General features: G+C 54.9%; 11 protein-coding genes. 2 read left to right on the top strand and 9 right to left on the bottom strand.

Annotation, left to right across the window (positions count from 1 at the left end):
* Positions 1 to 28: 28 nt before the first annotated feature.
* Positions 29 to 1,237: an MFS transporter gene (locus ACXAIA_RS11500; RefSeq protein ID WP_475349448.1), complete on the bottom strand. Its 1,209-nt coding sequence runs from the start codon at positions 1,235 to 1,237 to the stop codon at positions 29 to 31.
* 59 nt (positions 1,238 to 1,296) lie between these two features.
* Positions 1,297 to 2,463: a trans-sulfuration enzyme family protein gene (locus tag ACXAIA_RS11495; protein ID WP_475349447.1), complete on the bottom strand. Its 1,167-nt coding sequence runs from the start codon at positions 2,461 to 2,463 to the stop codon at positions 1,297 to 1,299.
* Positions 2,464 to 2,668: 205 nt separating this feature from the next.
* Here ACXAIA_RS11495 and ACXAIA_RS11490 point away from each other — a divergent pair, with 205 nt between their 5' ends.
* Positions 2,669 to 3,937 (top strand): permease, encoded by a 1,269-nt coding sequence (locus tag ACXAIA_RS11490; RefSeq protein ID WP_475349446.1) that lies wholly within the window; start codon positions 2,669 to 2,671, stop codon positions 3,935 to 3,937.
* An 80-nt stretch (positions 3,938 to 4,017) separates the two neighbouring features.
* On the opposite strand, the gene ACXAIA_RS11485 is transcribed toward ACXAIA_RS11490, so the two are convergent.
* The 7 genes from ACXAIA_RS11485 to ACXAIA_RS11455 all read right to left on the bottom strand — a co-directional run bounded on the left by ACXAIA_RS11485 (position 4,018) and on the right by ACXAIA_RS11455 (position 12,414).
* Positions 4,018 to 5,253, bottom strand: coding sequence for a phenylacetate--CoA ligase family protein (locus ACXAIA_RS11485; RefSeq protein WP_475349445.1), 1,236 nt, complete (start codon positions 5,251 to 5,253; stop codon positions 4,018 to 4,020).
* A 58-nt stretch (positions 5,254 to 5,311) separates the two neighbouring features.
* Positions 5,312 to 6,094: an ATP-binding cassette domain-containing protein gene (locus ACXAIA_RS11480; RefSeq protein ID WP_064788239.1), complete on the bottom strand. Its 783-nt coding sequence runs from the start codon at positions 6,092 to 6,094 to the stop codon at positions 5,312 to 5,314.
* A gap of 152 nt (positions 6,095 to 6,246) precedes the next feature.
* Complete coding sequence (locus ACXAIA_RS11475) at positions 6,247 to 7,491, bottom strand: ABC transporter substrate-binding protein (protein WP_288349334.1); 1,245 nt, start codon at positions 7,489 to 7,491, stop codon at positions 6,247 to 6,249.
* Positions 7,492 to 7,596: 105 nt separating this feature from the next.
* Positions 7,597 to 8,670 (bottom strand): branched-chain amino acid ABC transporter permease, encoded by a 1,074-nt coding sequence (locus tag ACXAIA_RS11470; protein WP_475349444.1) that lies wholly within the window; start codon positions 8,668 to 8,670, stop codon positions 7,597 to 7,599.
* Positions 8,671 to 8,688: 18 nt separating this feature from the next.
* Positions 8,689 to 9,582 (bottom strand): branched-chain amino acid ABC transporter permease, encoded by an 894-nt coding sequence (locus ACXAIA_RS11465; RefSeq protein WP_044827699.1) that lies wholly within the window; start codon positions 9,580 to 9,582, stop codon positions 8,689 to 8,691.
* A 70-nt stretch (positions 9,583 to 9,652) separates the two neighbouring features.
* The gene (locus ACXAIA_RS11460; protein ID WP_475349443.1) at positions 9,653 to 11,602 is read right to left on the bottom strand and encodes an AMP-binding protein; all 1,950 of its coding nucleotides are present in this window, start codon (positions 11,600 to 11,602) and stop codon (positions 9,653 to 9,655) included.
* A gap of 2 nt (positions 11,603 to 11,604) precedes the next feature.
* Positions 11,605 to 12,414, bottom strand: a complete 810-nt coding sequence (locus ACXAIA_RS11455; RefSeq protein WP_064787476.1) for an ABC transporter ATP-binding protein — start codon at positions 12,412 to 12,414, stop codon at positions 11,605 to 11,607.
* An 806-nt stretch (positions 12,415 to 13,220) separates the two neighbouring features.
* Here ACXAIA_RS11455 and acnA point away from each other — a divergent pair.
* Complete coding sequence (gene acnA / locus ACXAIA_RS11450; RefSeq protein ID WP_475349442.1) at positions 13,221 to 15,908, top strand: aconitate hydratase AcnA; 2,688 nt, start codon at positions 13,221 to 13,223, stop codon at positions 15,906 to 15,908.
* Positions 15,909 to 15,996: the final 88 nt, after the last annotated feature.

Here is a 15,996-nt window from a genome sequence, read left to right as displayed (position 1 = left end):
GAAATTACAACCGGGCGCAGTCAAAAAGTCACTTTTTGCCACCGGCGAGCTGTATGGCTTCTGGCATCATGCGCAGCCGGATCATGGCAATTGTCCCCATGACCGGCCCAACCGCCAGCATGGCAAACGCCCCCCACCAACCGGTATGATCGGCAATCACCGGCACAAGATGGATCGAAACAAGCGCAATCAGGAATCCGATGGCATTTTGCAGGGTCAATGCCGTGCCGACCTGATGCGGATCGGCCAGTTCAATCACGCAGGACGAAAACTGCGCAGAGTCTGCGACAACCGAAATTCCCCAGACAATACAAATCACCAGAAGCATGACAAACGGTGCATCCGCCAAGCTACCGGCAATTAGCGCACAGGCCCCACTGACAACCATGGCCGCAATCGTCACTGTGGTGCGCCCGATCCGGTCCGCATAATAGCCACCCGCCAAAGACCCGAACGCCCCGACACCGACAATGGCAAAGGTCGAAAGTGCCGACCAGACACCGGGATTATCAACCAGGCGATCAGAAAAGGCGCCATACAGGAACAAACCGATCCAGCCCCACATGGCGTAAAGCTCCCACATATGGCCGAAATAGCCATAGCACGCGTGACGCAGCGCCTTGTTCGACCAGATCTTGCCCACCATTTTCGGATCAAAGCGTGGCGATCGTCCCGGTGTGCCGCCCAGATGCACGAGCAAGATGGCAATGGCTGCGATATAGGCTGTGACACTGGCGGTAATGATCACGTAGCGCCAATCAAGGGGCACGGCCACAGCAAACAGATGTGGCATGGCCGACCCCATGGTCAGTGCGCCCACCAGAAGCCCGACCAGAAATCCGGTATCGCCGCGTGACCAGGTCGCCACCATTTTCATGCCGATGGGATAAATCCCCGCCATGCAGACGCCCGTGATCAGGCGCAGAAAAATCACGACAATGCCGTCGACCGGGACCACAAGGATCAGGATATTGGCCGTCGCGGCGATGATCGCCGACGCCGCCCAGTAACGCCGCGGTTCAATGCGATCTGCCAGACCAAGGGTTGCACTGATCACAGTTCCCAGAACAAAGCCCAGCAAGACCGAGCTTGTAAACAGCGACGACTGCAAAGCCCCGATACCAAACTCGCTGCGCAATTGCGGCAGTACAGCCGTTGCGGAAAACCACAAGGCAAGCGCCATCAACTGACAAATCGTGATCATGGATACGGCAAAAGTCTTGCCAGTCCTTGCCATTATTTCCCCAGTGTCATCCGGTCACGATGGTCCCATCGTGAACAACCACAATCAAAATCCTAAGATGCAATCGCATCAACAATCGGCAGCAGATCCCGCCACAATTCATCGGGATCTTCCAAACCAATACTGATCCGCAAGATCAGATTGGTATTGCCGGGCCATGGGTAGGTTCTATCTGCTGCAACCGTCATCGGTGCCAGCAAACTATGCGTGCCGCCCCACGACGCCCCGATCGAGAAGGTTTTGGCACAATCGATCGCCGCAGTCACTACTGATACCTTGTCGTCCGGGATGACGATGCTGAACACGCCACTGGCACCGGAAAAGTCACGTTTCCAAATTACGTGCCCCGGATCATGCGGCAAGGCGGGATGCAGCACCAGATCAGGCGATATTCGGTCACACATCAGTTGTGCAAACTCCAGGGCGGTCTTTTCCGCATGACGCAAGCGCAATGGCATGGTTTCAAGACCACGCAAGACAAGCGCGCAATCGTCGGGCGACACCCCCAGCCCCATCATGCTCATCATTGTTTTCAGTGATAGAAACCAATCGCGATTGCGAACAGAAACCGATCCCATCAAAACGTCGGAATGACCGCCCGGATATTTGGTAAGTGCCTCAACCACGAAATCAACGCCGACCGAAACCGGCTTGAAGTTAAGCGGCGTCGCCCAAGTGTTGTCACAACCGACCAAAATGTCACTGGCATGCGCCTTGGCAACAAGTGCTGAAACATCGCTCATTTCCATGGTGGTTGAGCCAGGTGTCTCGACCCAGAACAGGCGCACGGTTTCGTCAAACAACGCCGCTATTTCTTCAATTGATGCGCGCGGATTGTAAACACGGTGATGTATGCCCCGAGGTGTCAGAAAGTTCTCACAGAAGGACCGCACCGGAGGATAGGCACAGTCAGGGATCAGGACAGTGTCGCCGGGCTTTAAAACCGACACGAAGACCAGCATGATTGCGGCCTGCCCGGATGGCAGTAACAAGGTACCCTGTGCCGTATGGAGTTGATTGATTGCGGCTTGCAGCTTTCGCGTGGTCGGCGTGCCACTTAACCCATAGCTATAGCCGTCTGCCCCGCGCTCGGCCCGATTGGCATAGGCCGCACTATCGGGAAACACGATGGTCGATGCCCGATGAACAGAGGGCGCCAGACTGGCATAGCCGTCTTCACTGATTTCCGGGGCCCGAACACAGGTTGTTTTATCACTCATTCGAGCCACTCCTTTTGGCTGTCACACGCTGCTTGTTACTACCCGCAGTCCGGGTATAGAGCGACGATCTTTCTAACGTGTCCAGATAAAAGACCTGTCACTAAGCAAACATACATGGATGTCGCTGCCTGCCAATATTGGAACTCTTCTCGTTTGCAGACGTTTGATCACTATCCCGACATTTATAGACGCAGGAAGGCCACCGATGGATTTCCTTGATCAGTATTCGAACGGCGTGATCACAGCACTTGGCTTCTTCTGGAACGCGCTTTGGGCGTTTGTTCTGGGCTACGCGATCAGTGCGGCCATTCAGGTTTTCGTGCCCAAACAACGCCTGACCGCCCATATGGGGGATGCCGGGATTGGCAGTGTGTCGCTTGCCGGTCTTTTCGGTGCGATATCAAGTTCCTGCTCGTTCGCAGCCCTTTCAGCAGCACGCTCCCTGTTTCAGAAAGGCGCGCATTTTATCGCCACGGTCGCCTTCATGTTTGCCTCGACCAACCTGGTTATTGAGCTTGGCGTTCTGATCTTCCTGTTTCTGGGCTGGCAGTTTCTGGCCGCCGAAATCATTGGCGGCATCCTGATGATCGCCATTTCTGCTGTTCTGATCCGTGTCACATATCCCAAAGACATGATCGACGCTGCCAAACAGCACGCCGACGAAGAAACCGGCAGCGAAGAAGATGATTTCGACTGGAAACAACGCATCAAATCCAGGGAAGGCTGGCAGCAGGTCGGCAACCGCTTTGTCATGGAATGGCAGATGGTCTGGCGTGAAATCCTGATTGGTTTCACCATTGCCGGCTTTATTGCCGTCTTTGTCCCCGCCGAATTCTGGCAGACCTTGTTCCTTGCAGGGGATGGCACCGGAAATGCCGCAGACTTGCCGTTCCTGACCGTTCTGGAAAACGCGCTGATTGCCCCGTTTGTGGCCGCGGCGACCTTTATCGGGTCGATGGGGAATATCCCGTTGGCCACGGTTCTGAGTGCCGGGGGTGTCAGCTTTGCCGGGATTATGGGCTTTATCTATTCCGACCTGATGGTGCCGCCGCTGGTCAAGGTTAATGCACGTTATTATGGCTGGAAGACCGCGCTTTATATTGCAGGCATCATGTATGCCAGCATCGTCGCCACCGCCCTTGTCCTGCACTACGTCTTTGTTGCGTTGGGCGCCCTGCCCGAAAGCAGCCGCGACATCGCCGAAGTCAGTGCGTTTGGCGTGAACTACACGCTGTTTCTCAATATCGCGGCCTTTGGCCTGGTTGGCGTTCTGCTGTGGCTAAGGCGCGAAGGCCAGAAGGCCGAAAACAGCGCCCATGCGCATGGCGGGCATGATCACGGCGGACACGATCACGAACATCACCATCATGATCATGGTGGCGGGTCAGTCCTGTCGCTTAAAAACGTGATTGTTGCCAGTGCTGGTGCATTGCTGGCCGGTGGCCTGGCGCTACAGGCCGCCAGCCTGATGTAAGACATAAAAAAGTGCCGCCGGCAAAGCCGAGCGGCACAGGTTTCCCGAGCGGGAATGAAACATTAAGTCAGTTAACTTAATCAGCCATGATCGCGCTGATCATCAATCACCTTGCCGTCATTGGGCAGGTTGCCGGTTTCGGCCGCCACAACCGTACCGCGCAGCTTGCAAACACTGGCAAGTGTCTCGGAAATCGCATCGATCTGGCTGGCATCAACGCCCTCGCAGCTGAGCGTCATGACGTCATTGTCGTTTTCGCGCGTGACCACAAGGCGGGCCTTGGTGATCCCGTCGTGGCGTTTGACGATTTCAGCAACCTGTTGCGGATGAACAAACATGCCCTTGATCTTGGTGGTTTGATCCGCGCGCCCCATCCAGCCCTTGATGAGGTGGTTGGTGCGCCCGCAGGCACTTTGGCCCGGTGCAATCGCCGAAAGATCGCCGGTCGCAAAGCGGATCAGGGGATAGTCCATATTCAATGTGGTGACGACGACTTCACCGACCTCGCCTTCTGCCACCGGCTCACCAGTGCCCGGACGGACGATTTCAAGAATGATGTCTTCGGCAACAATCATCCCATTCTTGGCGTCACTTTCATAGGCAATCAGGCCAAGGTCGGCACTGGCATAGCATTGCAGCATGGCAATATCGCGCTCGGCAAACCAGGAACGCAGACTTTCCGGCAGCGCCTCGCCCGATACCAGTGCGCGTTTGATCGACGAGATATCAGCACCGAGTTCTTCGGCCTTTTCGATAAGGATTTTGAGGAAAGAAGGTGTCCCGCTATAGCCCGCCGGTTTCAGGTCGCTGATCGCCTTGACCTGGGCTTCGCTTTGTCCAACCCCGGCCGGAACCACAACGCAGCCGCAAGCGCGCGCGCCATTGTCAAAGATAAAGCCACCCGGCGTCAGGTGATAGGACAGGCAGTTATGCACGATATCGCCCGGGCGGAAGCCCGCAGCAAAGAACGCGCGGCCCATCCGCCACCAGTCATCGCCCTTGCCCTGCGGATCATAAATCGGACCGGGGCTTTGAAACAGGCGCGCCATCGCCGGGATCGGCGTTGCGTTCAGGCCGGCCAATGGCGGTTCCTTGGCCTGCGCATCGATCAGATCGGATTTTCGCGTCACCGGCAGTTTTGCAAGTGCTTCGCGGGTGGTGATGGTCTGCGGATCGACATCGGCAAGCAACCGACCATAGGCCGCCGATTTTGATTTGGCATGATGCAAAATACGCGGCAAGGCGGCCATCAAACCGGCCTCGCGGCTTTCCTGGCTGCGCGTTTCGCGTTCATCAAAATAAGTCTTAAGCATCATACCCGTCTTTCATTCAAAGGCGCCAACCACAGACATGGATGTGGTTGGCGTATTCACCCTAAAGCCAACGTTTACGGCGTTTGTAGGACTTGATGTTCTTGAAGCTTTTGCGTTCTTCAGAACCACCGCCCAGATAGAACTCCTTGACGTCCTCGTTATTGAGAAGCTCGTCACGGGTCCCATCCAGAACAACCTTACCGCTTTCCATGATGTAACCATAGTCGGCAACTTTCAGCGCAAAGTTGGCGTTCTGTTCAACGATGAGCATGGTGATGCCCTGTTCGCGATTGATCTTTTCAATGATCCCGAACACTTCCTTGACCAAAAGCGGCGACAGGCCCATCGACGGTTCATCCAGCAGGATCATCTTGGGACGCGCCATCAATGCACGACCAATGGCGAGCATCTGCTGCTCACCACCTGAAAGGTAGCCGGCAAGACCGGTACGTTCCTTAAGGCGCGGGAAATATTCAAAGACCATCTCGATATCGTCTTTGACCTTGTTGTCCTTACGCGTATAGGCCCCCAGACGCAGGTTTTCGATACAGGTCATGTCCTCGATGATACGGCGACCTTCCATGACCTGAAACAGGCCGGAGCGCACGATATCCTCGGGGCTGCCATTGGCAATCTGGTTGCCCATGAAATTGATGTCACCGCGGGTGACTTCGCCGTCTTCGGTTTTCAGCAAACCCGAAATCGCTTTTAGCGTCGTGGATTTGCCAGCACCGTTCGGGCCGAGCAAGGTCACGATCTTGCCTTGCGGAACCTCAAGCGAGACGCCACGCAGGACCAGAATCACCTCGTCATAGACGACTTCGATGTTATTGACCGACAGCATCGGTTCGGCGGTTTCTATTTTGCGGGCGGGCTCTGCCATGGTGTCCCTTTCGAATGTTCGTCTTATAATCTCCAGCTGCCGGAGACAGGGCATCTTGCGTCTTGTGCCCGGCCTCCGAACAGTCTGGGAGACATTCGTCTTACTGGATGGTCTTAGTAACCAAGCCAGTCGTCGCGGCGCGGCAGCGTTACAGTCGTTACTTTTTCGACCGTTGCATCGCCACCTTTGGCGCTGCCGTTATAGATGTTGACGGTGTTGATGCCGCGATGGTCCTCGGCGGTCCAGGTTGCTTCCATGCACACGCCTTCCAGACCAGCAGGTACCCAGTTCTGGCGGGCATACATGCCGGCCTTGATGTTTTCACCGGTAATGCCGCCGTTCGCCTTTGCCCATTCCATGGCTTCTTTCATGTAGTAGGCTGAGCAAATGCCACGGATATAGTGGTGGGTGCGGAACTCTTCGCCGGAGCTGTCCGACATTTTCGAGACTTCACGCACCAGATCCATGCCCGGAACACCTTCATCGGTCCAGAAGCTTGTCATCGCCGGGAAGACGTAGTTTTCAACGTCGCCGATGGTTTTCAGCGTCTCGTAGTCACCCGCCCAGATGTTGGCGAGCCATTTCGGGGTCGCACCAACCGTGTCGCAGGACTTCACCAGCGACACCACCGACGGGCCTAGGTTGCCAAGGTAACCATAGTTGGTCCCGGCTTCTTTCAGGGTCAGGCACTGCGCCTTGAAGTCACCCGGCTTCATCGAAACAACGACCGGTGCGGTCACCTCAAAGCCAAGCTCGGTGGCATATTCTGCGCAGGCTTCTTTCGGGGCGTTTGGATACGGGTGGTTATCGCCGATATGCGAGAAGATCGGCTTGCCGGAACCACCGGACTCTTTCCAGTCCTCAGCCGCCCACTGAACCAGCGCACGACATGCATCGGAATAGGATGCGCCATAGAAGAAGTTATAAGGTGCCGGCTTGGCGGTTTTCGGGTTTTTGCCGGTCGGGTCGGTCAAATGACCGGAATAGGACGCGGAATAGACCGGGACTTTATCCTTGGCGACAAAGCTGATCAGGGCTTCGGTGTCGCCCGTACCCCAGCCTTGCATTGCAACCATCTCATTGCGCGAACGCCATTTCTTGTAGTTGGCAATCGCTTGCGGAACCTTATAGGCATAGTCAATCGATTCTGAATCCATCACCGTGCCATCAATACCGCCATGGGTGTTGATGTATGACAGGGCATCGCGCACACCATCGGCATAGAATTTGCCGATGAAGCCGGTCGGGCCGGTGATATCCATCAGATGGCCGACAAAGACCATATCGTCATCTGCTTGCGCTGCCGAGAATGACAGTCCGGTTGCAACCATCGCGGTTGCGGCAATCAATTTCTTCATAACGACGTCTCCCTTGGACGTTTTCATCAAAGATAGCCTCCCAGTCTCCCCGTTTTATTCCCGGCCCTTTTGTTTTTTAGAAGCGGGCCGGGTTCGGGGTTTTAATCAGTACGAGAAGGGATAAAGCTTCCAGTACGCCCTGATCTGCTGCCAGCGATGGGCAAGCCCATCCGGTTCAAAGATCAGGAAAAGGATGATGGCCAGACCAATTGCCATCTCCTTGATGTAAGCCAGCCCGTCAGTCACAGCCGTTGAACTGGCCCATTCGAATACGCTAAGCGCGCTGACACCGCTTTCCATAACTTCGGGCAGAAGCACCATAAACACCGTGCCCATCAGCGTCCCTTTGACCGAGCCAAGACCCCCGATAATGATCATGCCTAGGAACTGGATCGACAGCAGAATGGTAAAGCCCTCGGCCGAGACAAAGCCAAGATAGTGGCCATACATCGCCCCGCCGACACCGGCATAGAAAGACGAAATCGCAAAGCTCATCAGGCGATATTTCGTGAGGTTGATGCCCATGATTTCAGCCGAAAGGTAATGGTCACGCACCGCCACAAAGGCACGACCATCACGGGTCCGCATCAGGTTGGTGCCCAGTAGATACATCACCACCAGGAAGAACAGGCACACATAAAAGAAACTGAAATCATCATAGATTTCATAACCAAACACATTTACCGGGTTGGCTGCCGCACCGTAAGAACCGCCGGTAAACCACTCGGCACGGGCAAAGAAATCTTCAAGAATGAACTGGGCGGCCAATGTGGCAATCGCCAGATAAAGCCCCTTGATGCGGGCGGCTGGCAACCCAAACAGCATTCCGACAGCCGCTGTCATCAACCCGGCCAGCGGGATCGACAGCAAAACCGGAATGCCGGTGGTGTTGTTAATCCAGGCCGAGGCAAAAGCACCAAAGCCAAAGAACGCGGCATGGCCCAGCGAAATCTGCCCGGTAAAGCCCACCAGAATATTCAGTCCCAATGCCGCAATCGCGAAATACGAGATCTGAATGAACAGGTTGACGTAATAGCCATCCAGAACAAACGGGATCATGGCAACGGTAAAGATGCCAAGGATCGCAGCATTGCGGATACATGTCGTATCAAAGATGCGGTTATCCTGACGATAGGTCGTACGGAAGTCACCGCAAGGACGAAGCGAAAATCCAGCCATAATTCTTTCCCTTGTCCCCTAAATACGTTCGATGTCTTTGGTGCCAAACAGGCCGTAAGGCTTGATGCACAGGATAATGATCAGCACATAGAATGGCGCGATCGAGAACAGGTTGCCCCAGTGCAGATACTGGCCATCGACAAACTCTGCGGTGTTTTCCAGAAGACCGATGATCACGCCCCCGACGATTGCGCCAACAATCGAATCAAGCCCGCCCAGGATCACCGCCGGGAACACCTTGATGCCGATCACTGACAGGGCCGAGGACACACCATTGACCATGCCGATCACGATGCCTGCGACACCCGATACAAGGGCCGAGATCGCCCAGGACATCGCAAATACGGTTTTGACGGAAATACCAAGACTTTGGGCAACCTGCTGATCAAAGGCGGTTGCGCGCATGGCCAGGCCAAGCTTGGAATATTTAAAGAACCAATAGAACCCGGCCATGATGAACAACGAGATCACGAAGCTCATGATATAGGCCGTCTCGATCTGCATCCCCAAAAGGTTGACCGATCGGGTTTCAAACACCTGCGGATAGGTTGCGGTCGTCGCCCCGAAGATCCATTTGGTCGCCGCCTGGAAGAAGATTGAAAGCCCGATGGTCACCATGATGACCGAAATGATCGGCTCGCCAATCATCGGTCGTAACACGACCATTTGCAGGACAACGCCAAACGCCATCATGAACAGCAAGGTAAACAGGAAACCCAGCCAGAAGGGCATTTGCATTTCGACAAGGAATGCATAACACACCCATGCCCCGATCAGCAGAAACTCACCCTGGGCAAAGTTGACGATCTGGGTCGATTTGTAGATCAGGACAAAGCACATGGCGACAACGCCATAAAGTGTCCCGACAATCAAACCGTTCAGCAGAAGCTGGAACAGAAGTTCGAAATTCATGTTGCCATCCCTGTAATGGCGGCCCGCGTGCCGGATGTTTCCCGGCCGGGGCCACAGTTATGCTGCTGCCTTATTCGGCGGCTTTCGGGGCCGTCTGTGCGACCTTGTCATTTTCGAGATCGACGACCTTCACACTCGTCTGGATGCGGGTTTTCGACCCGTCCTGGAAGGTGATCATGGTGTCGATATCAACCTTGTCATTGCCGGCATAAACCGCATCAATGATGTCGGCGTATTTTTCGGCAACCACACCACGGCGCACTTTGCGCGTCCGGGTCAGTTCGCCGTCATCGGCATCCAATTCCTTGTAAAGCAACAGGAACCGCTTGATCCGCTGGGCTTCCGGAAGAGTTTTGTTCACTTCGCGGATTTCCTCGGTGATCATGTCATAGACCTGCGGCTGCGCTGACAGGTTGGTATAGTTGGTAAAGGCAATGCCGCGCTGCTCGGCCCATTTCGCCATGATCGAATACCGAATGCAGATCATGGTCGACAGGAACGGCAGGTCCTTGCCAAGGATCACGGCCTCGGCAATGAAGGGCGAGAATTTCAGTTTGTTTTCGATAAACTGCGGCGAATAGCGCACACCGGTGGATGTTTCCGCCAGATCCTTCATACGGTCGATCACCACAAGGTGCTTGTTCTCGTCCTTGAAATAACCGGCATCGCCCGTATGCATCCAGCCGTCTCTGACATCCTCGTCATAGGCGTCCTGGTTTTTGTAATAGCCGGTGAACATGCCCGACGTACGTGCAACAATCTCGCCGACACCATTTTCATCGGTGTTGATCACCTTGATCTCGGAATTATCAAACGCAACACCGACCGTATCGAAATCAATGTCTTCGGGCTGATGAATGGTATAGGCGCCACACAGCTCGGTCTGACCATAAAGCTGACGCAGCGGAACCCCCATCGCATGGAAGAACTTGAAGGTTTCCGGTCCGATCGCCGCACCACCGGTGGCAGCCGATCGCAAATTGGAAAAACCAAGCCGGTCTTTCAGCGCATTCATCAGGATCACATCGGCCATTTTCGAATGACCGCCGCTGTCCATAGCGGTACGCGCCAATGCCATGCCGAAATCAAACATCTTTTGTTTGAAGGGCGTGGAATCCATCATGCGGGCACGAACATCAGCCGCAATGGTTTCCCAAACGCGCGGCGCAAGCAGCACGAAGTTCGGACCAATTTCGCGCAGGTCGGCCATCATGGTTTCCTGCTCTTCGACGAAATTGACGATCTGACGGCTGATCAGCGACTGACCCACGACATAGACCTGCTCCATGATCCATGGCAGCGGCAGGACCGAGACATAATTATCGCCGGGATATTTCGGGTCAGCGCGAAGATACGCTGCGCAGTGATCAAGAAAATCACCGGAATTAAGCATTGCCATTTTCGGCTTCGACGTCGTCCCTGACGTGGTGCAGAGAATGGCACATTCATCGCCACGGGTATCGGCGACCATCTGGTCATAGGACCCCGCGTTCTGTTCCTCGAATATGCGACCAAGCTCATAAAGCTTTTCGACATCCATCAGACGCGGATCGTCATATTTGCGCATCCCGCGCGGGTCACAATAAACAATGTGCTCGACGGTCGGGATATCATCACCAAGCTCAATAAGCTTGTCGCACTGTTCTTCATCTTCGGCGATCAGGATACGCGCCCCTGAATAGGTAATCAGATAGGCGACTTCTTCGTGCAGGCTGTCCTGATACAGACCAACCGACATACCGCGCAGCGCATGGGCGGCGATTTCGGCCCAGACCCATTCCGGGCGGTTTTCACCGATGATGCCCACAACATCACCCTGACCAAGGCCAAGGGCGCGCATGCCAAGCGTCATCCATTTGACGCGGTCGTTATAATCCTGCCAGGTGAATTCCTGCCAGATGCCGAATTCCTTTTCGCGCATGGCGACTTCTTTGGGCCAGTTGCGCGCGTTGTAGGCCAGCACTTTCGGGAAAGTATCCAGCGACTTGGTGTCGGCATATTCCGGGATATTGCTGCTCATGCTTAGGCCACCTGCTCGTCTTCGTCCGTTTCGTCGTCTTCTTCGCCGAGATAGGCTTTCTTCACATGCTTGTTGGCCATCACTTCATCGGGCAGGCCTTCGGCAATCTTGCGACCGAAATCAAGAACCATCACCCGGTTGGAGATGTCCATCACGACCCCCATATCGTGCTCGATCATCACGACAGTCATGCCCCACTCTTCATTGAGGTCGATGATAAAGCGCGCCATGTCCTCTTTTTCTTCGAGGTTCATGCCCGCCATCGGCTCATCGAGCAGGATCAGATCCGGGCGCAGCGCCACGGCGCGCGCCAGTTCAACACGTTTGCGCAAACCATAGGAAAGCGTGCCGGCCGTTGCCTTGCGGATGTGGGAAATTTCAAGGAAGTCGATGACGTCTTCGCAGAAACGGCGATGTTCCAGCTCTTCCTTCTGCGCCCCGCCAAGCCAGTAAAGCGGACCATTAAGGAAGTTGTTCTTCAGCAGGTGGTGACGGCCGACCATGATGTTATCAAGCACATTCATGTGCCCGAAAAGCGCAAGGTTCTGGAATGTGCGACCAATGCCGAGTTCAGCACGATCATTGGGCTTGAGCCCCGTAACATCCTGCCCCTTAAAGGACACCGTTCCCATGGTCGGGGTGTAACGCCCCGATACGCAGTTCAACATGGATGTCTTGCCGGCACCATTCGGGCCGATAATCGAAAAAAGCTCGCCCGGCTGAACGGAAAAGCTGACATCACTCAGCGCACGTACACCGCCAAACACAAGCGACACGTCGCTAATCTGTAGAATAGGACTCTGTGACGTCATGCCGTCGCATTCCTCCCTGACTTGGGCCACAAATGCCGCAGAACCGCATTTCGGGTTCTCACGCGTCTAAATTTGCAAACCGCTGTTCAGTTTCCCTGATGATGTGTCGGTTTATTTTATGACCCTGACCTTACGGAAACCGGGCGTGACACATTTAATAGGCATTTAAGTACCAATTTCAGCATATCGCGTCAATGCAATGATTCTCAAGGGGTTGGGAGTTTTCTATAAATTCGCACCGCACAATTATTTGCGAGCAGAAAACACCACCCATTCTACCCTTGATTACGTAACGTTATCTGGCGAACTGACCAATTCGCACCATCAACAATCACCGCATTGCAAAAATTATTCGCAATCATGCACCGCACAATCTGTGACCCGGCAATCCCGCCCCGGCGCGAACACTTCGCCGGGCGACACCCCGACTCCATAGCGGAGTCGGCGCAACTGGCGGCCAAATCAACAGCACCCGACAGGCTGTCGATCTACGATCATAAACATGTCACGGAAAAACAGACTCCGGCCCACCCCCATCCTATTGAAAGGCCGGAGGCCACAGCACATATCGACTAGAGGTTTTTTATCGCTTGTTGGACTTTGCCAATATGCTGTGATCAACGGGTTTTCCCCAATACCCCTTTTCGGGGTCTGGACTTTCGCAGGGAATTGTGGTGTAACCCCGTTGCACATAGATATGTAGCCGTGACCCGCGTCACGCAACACAGATAGCCCACCGCTCGGCGCTCCGACGGTCGGGGTGTCTTGTCACGACAAGCCCTTTTAACCACCTTGAGGAGGGTCTGATGTCCATTTGTGGCAAAGACAACCTGAAAACGCGCCGCACGCTGAAAGTCGGGGACAAGTCCGTCGACTATTACAGCCTCAAAGTTGCTTCCGAGAAATTCGGCGACGTTTCAAAACTTCCCTTCACGCTGAAAGTCGTTCTTGAGAACCTTCTGCGTTACGAAGACGATTTCACCGTTAAAACCGACGATGTCAAAGCTGTTGTTGACTGGCTCAAAGAGCACAAGAGCAGCCACGAGATCAACTATCGTCCGGCCCGCGTTCTGATGCAGGACTTCACCGGCGTTCCCGCCGTCGTTGACCTTGCCGCAATGCGCGATGCCGTCGTCAACATGGGCGGCGACGCTCAGAAGGTGAACCCGCTGTCACCGGTTGACCTCGTCATTGACCACTCGGTCATGATCGACTTCTTCGGCACCGACGACGCACTCGACAAAAACATGGAAGTCGAGTTCGAACGTAACGGCGAACGTTATGGCTTCCTGCGTTGGGGCCAGAACGCTTTCAACAACTTCCGCATTGTTCCGCCGGGCGCAGGTATCTGCCACCAGGTGAATGTCGAGCATCTTGCAAAGGTCGTCTGGACCGGCGAAGACGCAGACGGCAAAACCGTTGCCTATCCGGATACGCTGGTTGGTACCGACTCCCACACCACCATGGTGAACGGCCTTGCTGTTCTGGGTTGGGGTGTTGGCGGTCTGGAAGCCGAAGCAGCGATGCTTGGTCAGCCGATCTCGATGCTGATCCCGGAAGTCGTCGGCTTCAAACTGACCGGCTCCATGAAAGAAGGCATCACCGCAACTGACCTTGTTCTGCGTGTCGTTCAGATGCTGCGTGAAAAAGGCGTTGTCGGCAAATTCGTCGAATTCTATGGCGATGCGCTTGACCACATGAGCCTGCCGGACCGTGCGACCATCGGTAACATGGCACCGGAATATGGTGCGACCTGTGGCTTCTTCCCGATCGATGACGAAACGCTCAACTACATGCGTTCGACCGGCCGTGACGAAGACCAGATTGCCCTGGTTGAAGCATATGCCAAAGAACAGGGCATGTGGCGCGAGCCGGGCTTCGAAGCAGAATACACCGCAACGCTTGAACTTGACATCTCGACCGTCGAGCCGGCCCTGTCGGGTCCGAAGCGTCCGCAGGACCGTGTTCCGCTTAAAGACGCCGTTTCGAGCTTCAACAAAACCTTTGCCGAAATGGCACCGGGTGTTGACACCGACCGCTCCGTCCCGGTTTCGAATGAAAACTTCGAAATGAAAGACGGTAACGTCGTGATCGCTGCGATCACCTCTTGCACCAACACCTCGAACCCGAGCGTTTTGATCGCAGCAGGTCTTCTGGCGAAAAAAGCTGTCGAACTTGGCCTGCAGAGCAAGCCGTGGGTGAAAACCTCGCTCGCACCGGGCTCGCTGGTTGTTGCCGACTATCTCGAAAAAGCCGGCCTTCAGGATTACCTGGATCAGCTTGGCTTTAACGTTGCCGGTTTCGGTTGCACCACCTGTATCGGTAACTCCGGCCCGCTGGCCGGTCCGATTGCCGGTGCCATCGAAGATAAGGACATGCTGGTCACGGCTGTTCTGTCTGGTAACCGTAACTTCGAAGGCCGTATCAGCCCGCACGTGAAGGCAAACTACCTTGCCTCCCCGCCGCTGGTTGTTGCCTACGCACTTGCCGGTAACCTGAAGATCGATCTCGACAAGGATCCGATCGGCACCGACAAAGATGGCAAAGACGTCTTCATGAAAGACATCTGGCCGTCCAACAAAGAGATCGCTGACACCATTGCGTCCTCGATCTCGGCTGCGATGTACAAAGATCGTTATGACAACATCTTTGCAGGTCCGAAACCGTGGCAGGCAATCGAAGTCACCGAAGGCGAAACCTTCGCATGGGATGGCAAGTCCACCTATGTTCAGAACCCGCCTTACTTCGTCAACATGGCGAAAGAACCGGGTGACTTCTCTGAAGTCCATGGTGCACGTCCGCTCCTGATCCTGGGTGACTCTGTCACCACCGACCACATCTCCCCGGCCGGTTCGATCAAGGAAGAAAGCCCGGCAGGTGAATACCTCAAGGCAAACGGCGTTGCAGTTCGTGACTTCAACTCCTATGGCGCACGTCGTGGTAACCACGAAGTCATGATGCGCGGTACCTTTGCCAACATTCGTATCCGTAACGAAATGGCACCGGGCACCGAAGGTGGTGTTTCGGTTCATTATCCGTCGGGCGAACAGGGCTGGGTCTATGACGTTGCAATGCGTTATCAGGCCGAAGGCACCCCGTTGGTCGTCGTGGCCGGTAAGGAATACGGCACCGGTTCTTCGCGTGACTGGGCAGCAAAAGGCACCAACCTGCTTGGCGTCAAAGCTGTTCTCGCGGAAAGCTTCGAGCGTATCCACCGTACCAACCTAGTCTGCATGGGCGTTCTGCCGCTGCAGTTTAAGGACGGTGAAGGTCGTGCGACCTACAAGCTGGACGGCTCGGAAACCTTTGATGTTCTGGGCATCGCTGACGGTATTGAACCGCAGCAGGATGTCACGGTTCGCATCACGCGCAAGGATGGCAGCACCGAAGAGTGCATCGCCACCTGCCGTATCGATACCGAGAACGAGGTTCTCTACTACCAGAACGGCGGCATCTTGCAGTTCGTTCTGCGTAACATGATGAAAGCTGCCTGATTTCCTTATTGAAATCTCAGGCCGACCTGTTGACACCCCACCGGTTTTCCGGTGGGGTGTTTTTGTTTTGTCTAACTAAAAAACTGAC

This window comes from Thalassospira sp. ABL2_045, from assembly GCF_056161285.1.
Note: the sequence above shows the minus strand (reverse complement) of the source record. Positions and strands in the feature narration are given on the sequence as shown.